Here is a 15,151-nt window from a genome sequence, read left to right as displayed (position 1 = left end):
TCATTCGCCCTCGGGCGAGGCGCCGGCCTGCGCCAGCGATTTGAGCGCCAGCACGCCGCGTATCACGACCCGCTCACCGGCCGGCGCACCGCGGACCCAGCTCGATCCACTGTCGCTCTTCAGCAGCGATACCCGTTGCACCGCGAACCCGTTCTCGCGCACCAGGAATACGCTGGCGATCCCCCCGATATCGACCACCGCGGATGCCGGCAGCTCGACCGTATCGGCAGGCGCCGCGCGCGACACCGTGAGCTCGATCATCTGCCCCGGCGCCGCGGCCCCCGCGGGCAGGCTGAAACGTACCGCGAGCGCGTGCGTTGCGGGGTCGAGCGCGCTGCCCACGGCGCTGACCGTACCATCGAGCGCCGCCGCGGTCGTGGCTCGCATGCCTGTGTCCAGTTCTCCGGCCAGGCGTGCCGGTGCGCTGCCGAGCGCGACCAGGGCGTCGCCGGTCGCGATTTCCAGCAACGCGTCGCCGGCCATCACCGCGCTGCCCGCATCCACGGGCCGGCGCAGCACCCGGCCGGACACGGGCGCCGGCAGCTCGATCACGCCCTCGTCATCGATACGCCCACCGGCAGTGCGCGCGTTATCGCTTGCGGCCAGCGCCCGCATCCCGGCGAGTTCGGCTTGTGCCGCCTCGAGTTCGCGACGCGGGATCACGCCTGCCTCTAGCAGTGCCCGCGCACGCGCCTCGGCCTGTGTTGCCTGGCGCAAGCGTGCGCTGTTTCCCTGGGCGCTCGCGATTGCCTGCGCCCACTCCGGACTGTGCAGGCCGAGCACTGCCTGTCCCGCGCGTACCTCCTCGCCCTCGCGCGCCAGCACCGCCACTACCGTGCCGGAGTGGCGCGCGCTCAGTACCCGTCGCAGCGCGGGGTCGAGTTCCACCCGTGCCGGCAACCGGGCCACACGCACCCACTGCGCGGCAACCAACGGCGCGGTTTCGATCCCCATGGCCCGTGACTGCGCCTCGCTGACCTCGAGCACCAGGGGGGGAACCTGTGCGGCAGCGGCAAGATGGACGGCGAGCAGCGCGGTGCAGAACGCGCGTGACAGGGACTTCATCGGCAAACGACTCCGGTACAGATCGTGCCAGTTTCCCAAACCAGGCTGTGGATTCGCTTAAGCGGCGCCGAGTGCATCCAGCGGCTGGAAATCCTCGATGCGCACAATGAGTTCGCCGCCCGCCAGGGCGAACTCCAGGCGCAGACCGTGGGCCCGCGCCAACGCCCGCGCCAGTGCCAACCCGAGGCCTGCGTGATGAACCGGCGCGCCGGCAACCGGATCGACGGCACGAAAGAAGCGCGAACCCAGTCGCGGCAGATCGTCCTCGCCCAGCGCCGGCGCGTCGTTGGCGATTTCCAGCAGCGGCGCTGGCCCATCGTGCAAGCGCAACCGCACCACGCCTCCCGGCGGCGCATGATCCAGCGCATTGGCGAACAGGGTCGCGAGCAGACGTTCGAGCATCGCGGCGTCGGCCTGCACCCAGCATTCCGCGGGAACCATCGCATCGAAACGCAGGCCGCGCGCCGCGGCGGCCTCTTCCAGCCGTTCACACATCTGGCGCAGCAGCCCGGCGAGATCGAGCGGTTCGGGTGCGCTCACATCGAGCCCCGCGTCAAAGCGTGCCAGCGTGAGCAAGGCCTCGACGGTACGCTCCATTTCCGCACCGAGCACACCCAGCTCGCGCAAGGCGCGCTGCAGCGCCGCCGGGTCCGCGAGCCCGGTATTGATCTCCGCGATCGCACGCAGCTCCGCGACCGGCGTGCGCAACTCGTGGGCGAGGTCCTGGGCAAAGCGACGTTCACGATCGAGCGTCGCGATGAGCTGCTCGACCACCTGATCGAATTTTTGCGCCAATGGCTGCAGCTCCGCGGGCAAGCCTGGCTCGACCAGGGTTTCACGCGGTGCGCCCGGACGGATGCGTGCGATACGTTCCGCGATGCGATCGAGTGGTGCCAGTGCCCGGCGCGCACCGCTGGTGGCCAGCAGCACCGTGACGAGCAGCGCCAGCAGCACGCCGCCGACGAAGATCAGGTGGATGCGATCCTCCAGCTCGTCGAGCTGTTCGCGCTCCTCGGCTACGACCAGCACGATACTGCCACGCTCGTCCGCGGCCGCAAGCTCGTAGCGACGCGCCACCGCGCGGCCACGATGACCGTCGGGAAGCGCGAGATCGAAGTGCCGGAACTCTCCGGTATCGACTCGCCGTGGCTGCGCGAGATCGAGCGACTGGCTCGACTCCGAGCGGGCAATGACACGCCCCTGCGCATCCCATGCCTGGAAGAAATCGGTGTGCCCCTCCTCGCGGAACTCCGGCATCCAGCGCGAGAGTTCCTCGGCACCGGCGACGTGCGCGCCGAGGTAGGCGGCGATCGCATTGGCGCGCCCCGCGATGCCGGCGTCGAAGCGCCGATATAGCTCGCGATCCACGAGGGTGTCGATCAGCACGAACAAACCGCCGAGCGACACCCCGACCGCGAGCCCCACACCGAGCGCTATGCGCCGTCTGAGCGACGGCAACTCACGCGGCAACATAGCCGAACCCGCGCCGCGTTTCGATCAGCTCGGGCAGGCCGGCACGCGCGAGTTTCGCCCGCAGATTGCTCATCAGGACCTCGATGACCTTGTCCGATGAAGCGCTGTCGCTGGCATAGATGTTCTCGAACAATTGCGCCCGGCTGAACAGGCGTCCGGGGTTTCGCACCAGCGTCTCGAGCAGCGCGTACTCCTTCGGGGTCAGTGCGATCGGTCCGCTCGCGGCGCGCGCAATGCGCCGCGAGGTGTCGAGCTCGAGACCCCTGAACTCCAGCAGCGGAGCTGCTTCCTCGTGGGCGCGCCGGCCGAGCGCCAGTACCCGCGCACGCAGCTCATCGAAGGAAAACGGCTTGACCAGGTAATCGTCGGCACCGGTGTCGAGCGCACCCACGCGATCGGCCACGGCATCGCGCGCCGACAGCACCAGCACCCGCAGCGGCAACCTGCGCCGACGCACTTCGCGCAGCAGCGCAAGCCCGTCCATGCGCGGCATCACGATGTCCAGCACCAGCACATCGTAGCTGGCGGAGTCGAGATAGGGCAGCGCATCGCGGCCATCGTGCGCGGTATCGACCGCAAGCCCGGCCGCGGCCAGCCCCGCGGCGATGGCGGCGCGCAGACGCTCGGAGTCATCGACCACCAGCACCCGCATGTGGCGTCTACGCCCGGGGTGCTGCGGCAGCCGCGGTATCGCTCATCGTTGCCAGCTCCATTGACCGGGTTGCGAAAACACCAAGCATAACCGGGGAAATTCGTGACCGTAACCGAAATTTGCGCGATTGCCGGCGCGCGGGCAATCGGGGTTATCGTCACGAGTTTTTCCTGCGGCAGCCCGGTTGCGCAAGCGATCACGCCGCACCGTGGCTGCCGGTCCATTTGCAGCATGACAGCCCGCGCAAATCTGGCTACGATCCGCGCAGATCATCGGACTGGCGGAGCCATACATGAGCAACAAGGCGGCCGAGCGTCTGCTCGCGGGCAGGGCGTGGGACGATTTCTGCGAGCAAGTGCGCCTCGCGGGCCATATGGTCGATCGCTTCGGCGACACCGCCGACGAACTCGACCGCGCCGAATGGTACCGCTTCGTCACGCGCCTGATGCGCAACGGCTTCGAGCGCTTCGTGGAGAACTGCGAACCGGAGCGCCCGCGCCTGCGCGATGCGCCATGGCGCCAGGGCATCAACTTCCAGTCGCCGGACCAGGATCACCTGCTGGCCGAATTTGCCGACGGCAGCCACGACTATCGCATCAGCGGCAACCGCGGCACGATCCCGTATTTCGTGATGGCTGCCTGGAGCGCGGGCCAGCCGCGCGACCTCGGCGAGCATGACTGGGCGCCACGCGGCATCGCCGGCCTCGCCGAGTTCGATCCGGCGACGCTGCGCACCACCGGCTTCCTGCCGAGCGATGCGATTCGCTTCGACGCCGACGGCAATTTCGAGGTGATCGTGAGTCGTGAAAAGCCCGTGAACGACAAGGACTGGTTGCCGATCACGCAGGATTGCGTCGGCGTCCTGGTACGCACGGTGTATCACCGGCGCGCGCAGACGATTGCGCCGTCGATGCGCATCGAGCGCCTCGATGATGCGCCACCGCGATCCACCGGCCCGGCGCAGATGAGCGAGGCGCTGGCGAAGTCGGCGCAACTGGTGCTGGGCTATGCGGAACTGGTGCGCAGCTGGTGGCAGGACAATCTCGGCAAGCGGCCAAACCATATCCGCTTCAGCCGCACGGTATATCTGTCCAACGGCGGCGTACCCGACCGTCACCACGGTTTCGGGACCTGGGAGTGTGCGCCCGATGAAGCCCTGATGCTGAGCTTTACACCCACTCCCTGCGATTACTGGATTTTCCAGCTCTGCAACATCTGGCAGGAGAACCTCGACAACTACGAGGACGGCGACGGCTATGTGCAGAAATACACCGCGGTGTACGAGCCCGACGGCTCGGTACGCGTGATCGTCGCCGAGGGCGATCCGGGTATCGGCGGCAACTGGATCCGGCCCTGCGCCCATGTGCACGGCGGCATGAGCCTGCGCCTGATCAAGATCGAGGGCGAACCGCCGCAGGTGACGCTGCATCGCGTCGCGCTCGCCGCGCTGCAAACGCAGGGACTGGCCGCGCTGGCCGCGATCGAGCCGATCGTCAGCGGCGAAGTCGGGGACTGAAGCCGGAATCGAGGACAACTCTTTCCGGCGCAGCCGGATCCAGATCAAAAAAGGGACAGAACATGAGTGAGACGATCCAGAACTTCACGTGCTTCGACTATCGCGGCGCGCACGTGCTCGTCACCGGAGGCACCAGTGGCATCGGCGCCGGCATCGCGGCCGCCTACCGCGAGGCGGGCGCGCAGGTGACGATCACCGGAACGCGCGCCTCGACGGCCGACTACGACACGGATCTCTCCGGCTACCGTTACCTGCAACTGGATGTGGAAAACATGTCGCAAATCGACGCGGTGGCACAGGCGCAGCCCGAACTCGACATCCTGGTGAACAACGCCGGTATCGCGCTTCCCAGCATCGGGCTGGACGAGTGGGATCCGGACGTCTTTGCGCGCGCGATCGACATCCACCTCGTCTCGGGCTTCCGGATGGCGCGCCGCTGTCGCGATGCACTGATGAAGAGCCAGCTGACCGGGGGCGCCTCGGTCATCGGCATCGGCTCGATGAGCTCGTATTTCGGCATCGGCATCGTGCCGGGCTACGGTGCGGGGAAAACCGGTCTGCTGGGCATCACCCGCGCGCTGGCGGTCGAGTGGGGGCCGCACCGGATTCGCGCCAACGCGGTGGCGGTCGGACTGTGCGAGAGCCGCATGACCGTGGGCACCTTGTCCAACCCGCAGTATTACGAGCCGACGCTCGCGCGTACCCCGCTCGGCCGTACCGGCACGCCCGAGGACGTCGCCGGAGCCGTGCTGTTTCTGAGCAGCGCGCAAGCCAGCTGGATCACCGGGCAAACGCTGCCGATCGACGGTGGGTTCACGGTATCCGGTTAGCCGGCGCGCTTCTTCACCCGGCGCGCGCTGGAACGCTTCGGCAACGCCGTTGGCCGCCGCGACGCACGCAGCCAATGTACCTCGCTCACCTCAAACGCATGCAGGATGCCGTCCAGTGTACGACCGATACGACCGGTCATGCGCACGGCAGGTATTTTCGGCCAGGTAGCCCGCTCCCCGGCCTTGAACAGGTGGGACATTTCCTCTTCGTTCAGCATGCGCAGAATCATGCCCAGGTTGGCCATGCCGTAGCCGGGAAAGATGTTGATGTCACCCACGAACTGCTGGTCGATCAGGGAGTTCAGCGTATTCATCGCCATGCCCAGGCGGGGACCGACTGTCGTGCGCCGCTGGACCCAGTGCAAATTGCCGCGCACGATTTCCTTGGTGGCCGCAACCATCGCGTCGCGGGTGATCTGCCCGATTCCCGTGCGCTGGTTCGGCTCGCGGCCGAGGCCCGGCATCACCTGGCTCACGATGAAGTGATTGATCCCATACATGCGCCCCAAGCGCTTGGCCGGCAGATCCTGCGAGAACGAGCCGTCAATCCAGCGCCGCGACGGCAGGTGGGGTCGGATCTTGCCCGCCGCGTTGCGCGCCTCGAGTTGCACCGGCGCGAAGACACCGGGCAACGCCGAACTGGCCAGCACCGCCGAGAGCACGGTCACGTTGGGCGAGGCAATGTGATTCAACAGGCGCGATGTCTGCCTGACACTGGCGGGCGAGAGACGGTAATGTTGATGCTGCGTCCCCGTCTTGCGGAAGGCCTCGAGAAAGTCATATCCGGAATCAGGCGCTGCATCTCGCGTTTGACCAGATCCATGTCAATGCGGTTCTTTTTGCCAAAGCCGAGCTTGATGCTTTCGGAATTCATGGTCAGTGCGCGGGCGAGGTAATTGTCCTCGAACAATGCGAGGAACTCCGCGTCGGTGCGGGTTCCCACGATGGCCGCCACAAATGCTCCGGCACTGGCGCCCGATATCACTGTCGGGCACAGTTCCTGCTCGATCAATGCCTTGAGCACGCCGAGGTGGAAATAGCCCAGGGTACCACCGCCACTGAGCATCAGGGCCGAGCGCCCGTAGCAATGGCTGGCTCGCTGAAAGAACTCGACCCGCTCGGCCCACGGAATGCCCGCGAAGTCGCGCGGTGCGAGATATTCCAGCGCCTCGCTGATCTCGTTGATATAGTCCTCGATGAGCTGCTTGGTGCCGCACTTGGCACGCATATAAAGCTGTCCCTTGCCGATGCCGTCCATGTTGCCGTGGATGCCCTCGTTCAGCACGAACAGCAGACCGTGGTCATCCCCCTTTTTGCGCAGCCGGCGCAGTTGCAGCAACCGCAGGTGAATATTCTCGTGGTCGTACAGCCTGGACTTCTGATCGCGGCGCCACGCTTCGGCACCGGTCAGTCTGTCGTGCTTGGCGGCAATGCGCTGCCACTGTTCGTAGGAGTCGGCGCTGACCATCTCGCTGTCCAGCGATTGCAATACGAGAAGGGAACGCGAACCGTTCTCGCGGCATGAACATCAAAACCTCCAGCTTTGGCCAGTACACCAGGAAACCAACTGGCCACCCGCAAAGGATAATACCCCATTGCACTCACTGCCAGTCCGCTTCTCGACGCCGCACTCTATCTGGCGGCCTTGAAGCCTCCCGTTGCGCGTCCCATGCGAGAGGGGTTATGCCGCGTTCGCGCAACTTTGAATTTCTGCAGCTTGTTGGTCGGTGTGTGGGAAGACTGTCAACAAACTCGATATACCGGGGCACGAAAAAGTACGGTGCATTGTCGTTGATGAACTGCGCCAGCTCGAGCGCGGTCAATGACTCCCCGGGCTTGAGCAACACGTCGAGTTTCAGCTCGCTCTCCGACGCCAGCTCCTGGCTCGGCACGCCGAACGCCGCACAATCCCGAATTGCCGGGTGACGCCGAGCCGCCAGTTCCACCTCGAAAGTCGAGATATTGCGCCCCTTGTAACGCACCGCATCCTTTTTCCGGTCGGAGAAATAGTAGTATCCGCGGTCGTCGCGGCGCAGCATGTCGCCGGTCTTGTACCATTCCCCCTCGAAGGCACGCGCGGTGGCCTCGGGGTCATCGAAAATAACCACTGAAGATCAGGTAGGGTTGCAGCGGCCGCACCCAAACTCGCCCCGGCTCGCCAATCGGCACCTCGTTGCCGCTGTCATCCACCAGCTTCGCCTCCAGATGGATGCCGGCCGGCCACAGCTGGCGGCCGGCAGCTCGATCCGGACTCTCGTTGTGGCTGCACAGTGCTTGGCCTCGCTCTGTCCGAGGCCCTGCTTCATCAACTGCACCCAAGCGCTTGCTGAAGGGGAGTGGCCCACCTCCGGCGGCATCGGAATGGCCATCATCTTGCGCAGGCAGTGAGCGGCATCGTCCTCACGCGCGGGCGCATTCCACAGGAAGTTGTGCATGGCGCCGAGGTAAAGGTCTGGGTGGCACCATAGTAGTCGACGCGCTCCCAGAAATTGCGCGCCGAGAACTGCGGATCAATCGCCAGCGGCAGGCCGTTGAACAGGGCATGCGGGATACTGGTCCGCCCATGCCGCCGTGTTGTGTGGGCAGCACCAGATAAACGACATCGCCCTCCGTGGCCGCGAACTGCTCGCTCGCACCTGACCGCGTTGGAAAAAACATTGTGGCTCTGCAGCACCCCTTTGATTTGCCGGTAGTGCCGGAGGTCCACAGTACCGAACAGATATCACCGCGGAAAAACCGCTCATGTCCGGCTCCAGGGCACCGGCAGCAGCGACCGTTGCCAATTCCTCGGCCTCAGGCCGCTCGCTGCTGCCGCCATGAACCAGGAGGTGCTCGAGGGCGAGCCGCTCACGCGCATCGGCAACACGAGCATGTTGGGTGTCGGTGACCAGTATCCGCGGGCGGCTGCGCCGGATGGTGTCTTCCAGCCAGTCGCCCTTGTACTCGGTTGATGGGCACCCACACGGCACTGAGCTTTCCGCCGCCAGCGCGGGGAAAATCACCTCGGACCGCTTTCCGCGCAGAAGGCCAGCCGCTCGCCGACCGTCAATCCCCGCGCCGCCAGCCCCTGCCGCCAGTTCATTGACCCGGCGATTGACTTCGCTGAAGGAGAAAAGCGCCGCGTCAGCCAGCAGAAAAGGCCGCTCGCCAATCGCCTGCGCCTGCATGGCGATGGCACGACCGATATGGCGCTGCTCGATGTCCGCAAATGCAATTGATTCAACGCAAAGCTCCTTATCGGTGCAATCAGCGACCGGCGCCCCGAAACCGTCCTCCCGGAACCTGCGCGATATCAGGTCCCTGCCAAGGATCAGCGCACCGTCGGCACACCGGACACCGCTGCTGACGAGCACATGTTCCACCGCCTTGCGGGCTGGCTCGTCGATTGACCGCGAACAGACGCACACCCTCGCTGATGTTGTTGATACCGTGGATATAGGCCTCCGGAAAGCAGGCCGCTGGGTGTTGTGGCAGGCGTCCGTCGATATCGAGGGCGCCGGCACGTACCATGTCCTTGCCCTCCCGCGCCCGCAAAAGCCAAAGCTTTCAGCTGCGTGATGATCTCGCAGGTGAACGCGTCGCAAAGACAGGCCGCATCGATGTCATCGGGCTCAGTCCCGAGATCGCGTACACACGCCTTGCCGCAAGTTCCATTTCGGCAGCGAGTCAGCTCTTCACGGTAAGCTCGTCATCTGCTCCTGGCCGCGGGTGGAAGCCTGAGTCACCGCGCGAATCACCGCGGGCTTGTGTTTCAGGTCGCGGGCGCGCTCGGTGCTGGTGACAAGGATCGCACAGCCTCCATCCGTCTCCTGGCAGAAGTCGTAAAGGCACAGCGGATGCGCGATCACCGGGGAGCCAAGGTACTGCTCCATGGTGAGGGGCTTGCCATAGCCAAAGGCACGCGGATTGGACTGGGCGATTTCGCTGCGAGATCGCGACGCGACCCCAGATCCTCGCGCTCGACTCCGGCATTTGTGCATGTACTTGCAGGCGATCACGGCGACCCATGAACCCGGGTTCAGCATCCGTAAGCCATGTACCACGACCGTGGACGAGATCCGAACTGATGATACTGTCCGGATACCCTGCCCCATTCGTTGCCCCGAGCGTCCGTTCATGGCGCGATAGCACCCACGGTGCTGGCCTGTCGGTTGCGATTGCCATCGCGGCCTGGGCTATGGTGCCTACCGCGGCACCGCCGCCGAATTGATCTTGCTGTAGAACGTCAGGTCGGAGGCACCAACCGCTCTCGCCACCTCGATCTCGTCGGTCGAGGTCCATCGTGTAGCTGACGAGGCCGTCGATCTCGCGCGGAGAAATTCCTGCGTCGTCGCAGGCGCTTGATGCTGCGCGGCGAGCGATAACTCGGACACCCCCGGATTTCTTGGAAAAGCCGGTACAGCCGATGCCGGCAATGGCAGCTTGTTTTTGAGTGAAATAGGCATCAGACGGTACTCGTAGCGTGAATACGGGCAACTGAAGCCGTCCGGCATCCTCAGGAATCTGCATCTCCACCGGCAAACCGAAATCCACCGCCGCCGGCTCGCAGCCGACCAGTTGCGAGGTCACGCGCGTACCCTCCTCCAGGTCGACTTGGATGATGATCGGAGGGTACTGGTAGCCGGGAAACTGCGGATGGGTGAGTATCGTGGAAGCTGCAGATCGTTCCGCGGCCACAGGCCTGCACTGCATCCCACTCAGCGACTGGCACTCGCCACACATCGGGCGCGGCGGGTGGCGCAGTGTCACGCAGCCCCAGACAACGCTGGATGCCGAGTTGGCCCTGCTGCGCCATTTCCCACCACCACGCGTTGTCATGCCCCATCGGCGGCTTGATCCTCGATGCTTCGGTCATTTGTCATTTCTCCCCTGGATGGAACTCATACCGCGTGATGCGCCTGGGCGCCGCCGACTCGCCGGCGGCACGCGCGGTGCACCTCCGGAACAATACCTCGCCCTGCAGGACGTGAGTGCGACCAGCAGGCACCACGCTGATTATCACGAGTTTCGGCGATGCTGCAATATCCTCGATCATGGAGTTGACGGTGCTGCCACGATCTCGTGCGCGACCACCTGCGCATTGTCAGCCTCGAGACCCGATTCGAAAAGATGATCATCCGGTTAATCGGTGCCGCGGGCTGATGTTTAGCACTGATGGCGGCGGCGCTGCCGCACATCTTGCCGCCGGACCGCGAATATGCACCGGCGCCAAAAAACAAGGGGCCGCGCTGGTGGCCCCTTGCCCGGCTGCTCCGCAGCCGATTCATCGCGCTCCCTCGCGGGAAAGGTTCAGGCGAAGTTCGCTTGCGCGAAACTCCAGTTCACGAGTTTGTCGAGGAAAGTCTCGACAAACCCGGGTCGCTGGTTGCGATAGTCGATGTAAAGCGTGCTCCCATACGTCCACGCACAGCAGCGCGGTGTCGCCACTCGTGAGCGGGGTGCCGGCGGCGCCCGTGTTGACGATGGTCCACACTCCCATCGGGCTTGCGCACCAGCCAGGTCCAACCCGAGCCGAAATTTCCCACGGCACTCGCCAGAAAGCCTTCCTGAACTCCTCGAAACTGCCCCACCTCGCATCGATGGCGGCACCCAGGGCGCCGGCAGGGCGCCACCGCCACCGGGCTTCATGCAGTTCCAGAAAAAGCTGTGGTTCCACACCTGCGCGGCGTTGTTGTACAGGCCGCCGGCAGGTGCGGTCTTGACGATGTCCTCGAGGGACTTGTTCTCGAACCCCGTGCCCTTTATCAGGTTGTTGAGGTTGGTGACATAAGCCTGATGGTGCTTGGCATAGTGATAGTCGAAGGTTTCTGCCAACATATGCGGGGCAGGGCATCCTTGGCATAGGCAGTGCGGGAAGTTGGTGTTCCATATCTTTGCATCTCCATGTCTGCTACTGAGTTCGGCTTGTCGCACTGCGGGCAGGATGTTCCCGGAACACGAGCAGTGCACACTTTAACGGAAATGGCAGGCATTCGTCAGGCGTCTGGCCTCGCCGGCGCGGGCGTGACCTGGTCGAACAGACAACCGCCGAGAAAAACCTACCTCGTGACCGGCAACGCCGGACTGCGTCCATCCACCACCAGTTGCGCGCCCTCCGCCACACCGGGATCGACATAGCGCACCTTCTCAAGTGCGCCCGTGATCAGCGGGCCTTATCAGTGCCCGGCGTCGGGTCCGACTTACAGATGGGACAGACCCCGGTTTCCTTGATCGCCTTGCTTGACGTCATCGGACCAGTATGCGATTTTGAACACTATTAAAAGTGCGTGAGGCGCGGTCGGCACTTCCGGTTCGATCTTCGGCTTTGGAGAACGGTCATGAGCGAATTGACTGTCGAGGAAGTACGCCGCCTGCGCGATGCATCCGTATTCGCACCACCGGATCGAGAGTGCCGGGCCGGGGCGAAAGCGAAACATTCGGCGGCCACGCAGTGAGCCATGAGCGAACGGAGCAACGCCGAAACGCTTCCCACCCGGTTTTCCGCTCACTGACGCGATCCGCAGTGCCGGGAGATCTCCGTTTACGAGCAGTTCCGCGAGCAAGCTGGATGCCGCGGCGACAAGATTGCTCTCGAATGGACCGGCGGCAGCCACTAGCTGGGATTTGCTGCACCGCATCGACCGGCTGGCCGGCGTGCTGCGCGCACGCGGAATCGGCTATGGCGACCGCATCGCGCTGCTGGCGGAGAACCGCTTCGAATCCATCGAGCTGATTCTCGCGGCGGCGCGCATCGGCGCCATCGTGGCCTGCCAGAACTGGCGCCTGACAACTGCTGAACAGCAGCATTGCGTGATCAGGTCGCACCGGCCCTGCTGGATCCACTCGCCGGCCCAGCAGACCGCGACGGATGCGCTCGGGCGAGCCTCGATTCCGCGGCTGGTGTTCGGTCAAGCGTGACCTGGTGTTCCTGCCGACCGGCGGCACATCGAGCGATTTTTTCGGCGGCGAGCGACAATCTTGATTGCTGATCGGCGTCGATTGTGGCACTGCGTGCGAGCACCGGCGAACCGGGACGGCACCGTCAATCGGCGCACCACACGACATCTGGGACTACGACAGCCCCGCCGCTATTTAACCCGATTCACAGCCTGAACGAGGTGACTCGGCTTTTTCCGCGCTGAATCGTGCAGCAAGAGGTTGATGCGCGAATGTGGCAAACCCGCAGTCGGGCGTGAAAAAAGAGGCGCTCCATGGGAAATATTCCACGCAACCAAAGACGATCAACCAACTCAGGGATAGATTCAACTTCCGTGGACTTCTGATTGACCATTCCAATTCCGACCATGTGATCTTCGCAAAGTGGTGCCAGAATCGAGACATCTCCTGCCCGGGTCGTTGCTCCTTCAAGCGTAGGGAAGCCGACCGGTGTTTGTTTGAGACAGGAATGAGCGGTTGGTAACTGCCGCTCAGGCCTGTGACTCATCCCTTGGACCAGTTACCACGGCAAATGCGCATCCCGATTTTCCCTGCGGGAATCCCCGTAACCCTTCCTCAGGTGGTCAGAGCGAACGCAAAGTTCGTCGACTGCACTCGCCTTTCGAAAGCGCACCGCACGAATTTCTCTCTGACAGTTTCCGCCGTCAAAACTACCTTCCGTCAAATTTGGTTAAATCGGGCTGAATCAGGGATGACCCTTCGCCTTCCAGAACGATTGAATTTCCGCGCGCAGGTATCGTGCGACGTCCTCAGCCAGTTGCTCTTGCGAGTCGTGGTTGATGCGCAAGCAGTCAAGCCAAAGTGTCCTTGATAATAAATAAGGTCCTGGCAATGCGACTTTGACAGGCTTTTTGACAGAAGCGCGCGCGGTTTGCAATTCCCAAACGGTCGCTGGGGACTCCCACGCGAGCTTGCCGGTGATACAGGTTGCCTGCGTGCGATCCATCGGCAAGTCAACACTGTCAGGCTCTTGGCCAGGTCTTCGGGATGATCAGCCATTGCTGCAAGGTCGCGCAGGGTACCATCTGGCAGTTTTTTATATGCCGTCCGAAAGCTGCAATAAGCGTCGCGGCGTTGTTCTCCGTCCGTGACAAAGTCGACTCCAGCTCGTACTTGGCGGCCACCGCAAGTTCAACAGCGTCTGCGGCCCATTGAGGAACTGCTGTTCATCAATGAAGTTCCTGGAAAAGCAGGTCCAGCCCGTTCAGTAACCAGTCAGGGCTAAGGGCCAGCTGCCAACTCCCATAACGGACATGGCTTGCAGCGGGCAGAGAAGATCCGTTTTTCTCAGGGTCGTCCGCAGCTGAAAAACTGTCGTTTTCTGATTTGCAAGGTTGCGCATCTGCCGATATCCAGGACGCCACTGGCGGCCGGTCTTGCGCTTTTTTGAATCCAGAATTTAAATCCCGAGTCCGTGGTGTGGACTTTTACCAGCGAGTTGCCGGTTAACCGGCACCAGGATGGGCAAATCTTCCCGGACAGATTTCTCAGTGGAGAAATTTCAAGGAGATCCCCGGAAGCCAGAGTGTCTATATTCGACGAATGAGCAAAAAAGCAAACCGTTGCCGCAGTCAGATTGCCGCCGTCAAAAGCTTTTCTTTGGTTGAATTTCTGCCATCAGTACGAAATGGAGGGGGTTCCACCCGCCAGGAATTCAACCAATTTGGCTCCACCGACCATCGTTGCTCCGTTCATGACCTGGTCTTCGGCAAGCTTTCGCTTTGAAGCAAGGAGAGCAAATATAAATCTTGCCGCCTCCTTTGGTAAAGCTTGCCATCAAGTCCTTCAAGGGGCAAATCCTTCTTCACGGATACTTTCCGCTTGACCCTTTATTGCCAGATTCACCTTCGATACTCAGGAAACCAAAGTCTCCTGATCCGGAAGCCAACGCGGCGTTGGCGATGACAAAAGCTAACCGTTGCCTTATCGGCATTGTCATGGGCGTGAGTCAAAGAAACGCAAAACTTTTTCATTGATTTCTCCTCTGCCTGTTTTCGATTTTATGCTGGATGATCCGCAAAAAGCAGCTTATGACCGGTTAACCGGCACCAGGCTGGCATCTGCTGTTTTGCACCCGGATCCAGCGTAATCAGTTCCATGACCGATCCCGGATTCAATTCCTGAAGCCGAAATTTCACTCAATAAGAAGCTCGCCACAGCCCATTTCGCCGGCGTCCCAGTGTACGGTGGATTTAGCAATATCCGCGGTCATTTTTCCAGAACCCATGAGCCATCCCGCCTTTGTCTGCAGCATAGCAGGCTGGCCCGAAGCAGAATATGGAATCGCATTTACACACCTCCACAGATCCAAATCTTTTGTTGCAAGACACTCGGTTGCCATTTCGAACCGCAGACTCAGGGCGCTTCCAGTTTGCTCAAATTCAAACTACTGCCAGCTGCGCACATATTGCTGCGAAAAAGGGCACTGTTGACCGTTCGGACCACCGACCAGATCAGATCCGCAAAGGAAGCCAATACGACTGGCTTCTTTTGCCTTTAGCGAGGGAGCGCGGTACGCGGGGGCAAGACGACGAAGGCAGGTTGAGTGGCGGGAAAAATACCGCCGGGCGTTGTTGGTCAATATACGATGCAGTGATGGCAGGCATTCGACCGGCGTTGAACTCGAAGTGGGACACGATGGTGTGCCCATGGCTCGAGATGGAGAGATGACTCGATGAA

The 15,151-nt window shown here is 62.8% G+C and carries 12 protein-coding genes and 1 pseudogene; 3 read left to right on the top strand and 10 right to left on the bottom strand.

Going from position 1 to position 15,151, the window contains the following annotated elements; genetic code table 11:
- Genes IPF49_15150 through IPF49_15140 form a run of 3 tightly spaced genes read right to left on the bottom strand, consistent with a single transcriptional unit; the run spans nucleotide 1 to nucleotide 3,190 of the window.
- On the bottom strand, nucleotides 1–1,065 hold the full coding sequence (locus IPF49_15150) for an efflux RND transporter periplasmic adaptor subunit (GenBank protein MBK6288942.1): 1,065 nt from the start codon (nucleotides 1,063–1,065) through the stop codon (nucleotides 1–3).
- A gap of 57 nt (nucleotides 1,066–1,122) precedes the next feature.
- Nucleotides 1,123–2,538, bottom strand: a complete 1,416-nt coding sequence (locus IPF49_15145; GenBank protein MBK6288941.1) for a sensor histidine kinase N-terminal domain-containing protein — start codon at nucleotides 2,536–2,538, stop codon at nucleotides 1,123–1,125.
- On the bottom strand, nucleotides 2,525–3,190 hold the full coding sequence (locus IPF49_15140) for a response regulator transcription factor (GenBank protein MBK6288940.1): 666 nt from the start codon (nucleotides 3,188–3,190) through the stop codon (nucleotides 2,525–2,527). Before IPF49_15140 ends, IPF49_15145 begins: the two co-directional genes overlap by 14 nt.
- Before the next feature lie 292 nt (nucleotides 3,191–3,482).
- Here IPF49_15140 and IPF49_15135 point away from each other — a divergent pair, with 292 nt between their 5' ends.
- Together IPF49_15135 and IPF49_15130 are read left to right on the top strand one after the other, a co-directional pair.
- On the top strand, nucleotides 3,483–4,706 hold the full coding sequence (locus tag IPF49_15135; GenBank protein ID MBK6288939.1) for a DUF1214 domain-containing protein: 1,224 nt from the start codon (nucleotides 3,483–3,485) through the stop codon (nucleotides 4,704–4,706).
- 62 nt (nucleotides 4,707–4,768) lie between these two features.
- Nucleotides 4,769–5,536 carry an SDR family oxidoreductase gene (locus IPF49_15130; GenBank protein ID MBK6288938.1) on the top strand — a complete coding sequence of 256 codons (768 nt, stop codon included), beginning with the start codon at nucleotides 4,769–4,771 and terminating at the stop codon, nucleotides 5,534–5,536.
- Here the strand turns inward: IPF49_15130 and IPF49_15125 are convergent.
- The 6 genes and pseudogenes from IPF49_15125 to IPF49_15100 form a co-directional block, all read right to left on the bottom strand.
- Complete coding sequence (locus tag IPF49_15125; GenBank protein ID MBK6288937.1) at nucleotides 5,533–6,228, bottom strand: hypothetical protein; 696 nt, start codon at nucleotides 6,226–6,228, stop codon at nucleotides 5,533–5,535. The genes IPF49_15130 and IPF49_15125 overlap by 4 nt on opposite strands.
- Entirely contained in the window at nucleotides 6,225–7,004 is a 780-nt protein-coding gene (locus IPF49_15120; GenBank protein MBK6288936.1) for a DUF3336 domain-containing protein, read from the bottom strand. Before IPF49_15120 ends, IPF49_15125 begins: the two co-directional genes overlap by 4 nt.
- Nucleotides 7,005–7,137: 133 nt before the next feature.
- Nucleotides 7,138–7,644 (bottom strand): AMP-binding protein, encoded by a 507-nt coding sequence (locus IPF49_15115; protein ID MBK6288935.1) that lies wholly within the window; start codon nucleotides 7,642–7,644, stop codon nucleotides 7,138–7,140.
- 402 nt (nucleotides 7,645–8,046) lie between these two features.
- A complete protein-coding gene (locus tag IPF49_15110; GenBank protein MBK6288934.1) occupies nucleotides 8,047–8,889 on the bottom strand; it encodes a hypothetical protein in 843 nt (280 codons plus the stop codon).
- A gap of 313 nt (nucleotides 8,890–9,202) precedes the next feature.
- Nucleotides 9,203–10,213, bottom strand: a complete 1,011-nt coding sequence (locus IPF49_15105; protein ID MBK6288933.1) for an OB-fold domain-containing protein — start codon at nucleotides 10,211–10,213, stop codon at nucleotides 9,203–9,205.
- A gap of 612 nt (nucleotides 10,214–10,825) precedes the next feature.
- A pseudogene (locus IPF49_15100) lies at nucleotides 10,826–11,353 on the bottom strand (superoxide dismutase [Fe]).
- 678 nt (nucleotides 11,354–12,031) lie between these two features.
- Here IPF49_15100 and IPF49_15095 point away from each other — a divergent pair.
- Complete coding sequence (locus IPF49_15095) at nucleotides 12,032–12,433, top strand: AMP-binding protein (GenBank protein MBK6288932.1); 402 nt, start codon at nucleotides 12,032–12,034, stop codon at nucleotides 12,431–12,433.
- A gap of 2,039 nt (nucleotides 12,434–14,472) precedes the next feature.
- Here the strand turns inward: IPF49_15095 and IPF49_15090 are convergent.
- Nucleotides 14,473–14,571, bottom strand: a complete 99-nt coding sequence (locus IPF49_15090; protein MBK6288931.1) for a hypothetical protein — start codon at nucleotides 14,569–14,571, stop codon at nucleotides 14,473–14,475.
- Nucleotides 14,572–15,151: the final 580 nt, after the last annotated feature.

The sequence above is a fragment of the Gammaproteobacteria bacterium genome, from assembly GCA_016705365.1.
Lineage (GTDB): Bacteria > Pseudomonadota > Gammaproteobacteria > Pseudomonadales > UBA5518 > UBA5518.
The sequence above is the reverse complement of the archived record's forward strand: the minus strand, read 5'-3'. Positions and strand labels throughout refer to the sequence as shown.

Excerpts from the sequence above, each read along its gene's own strand:
- IPF49_15140 (MBK6288940.1), bottom strand. The coding sequence starts at position 3,190 with ATGCGGGTGCTGGTGGTCGATGACTCCGAGCGTCTGCGCGCCGCCATC.
- IPF49_15120 (MBK6288936.1), bottom strand. The coding sequence starts at position 7,004 with ATGGTCAGCGCCGACTCCTACGAACAGTGGCAGCGCATTGCCGCCAAG.
- IPF49_15130 (MBK6288938.1), top strand. The coding sequence starts at position 4,769 with ATGAGTGAGACGATCCAGAACTTCACGTGCTTCGACTATCGCGGCGCG.
- IPF49_15135 (MBK6288939.1), top strand. The coding sequence starts at position 3,483 with ATGAGCAACAAGGCGGCCGAGCGTCTGCTCGCGGGCAGGGCGTGGGAC.
- IPF49_15090 (MBK6288931.1), bottom strand. The coding sequence starts at position 14,571 with ATGGAACTGATTACGCTGGATCCGGGTGCAAAACAGCAGATGCCAGCC.
- IPF49_15150 (MBK6288942.1), bottom strand. The coding sequence starts at position 1,065 with ATGAAGTCCCTGTCACGCGCGTTCTGCACCGCGCTGCTCGCCGTCCAT.
- IPF49_15145 (MBK6288941.1), bottom strand. The coding sequence starts at position 2,538 with ATGTTGCCGCGTGAGTTGCCGTCGCTCAGACGGCGCATAGCGCTCGGT.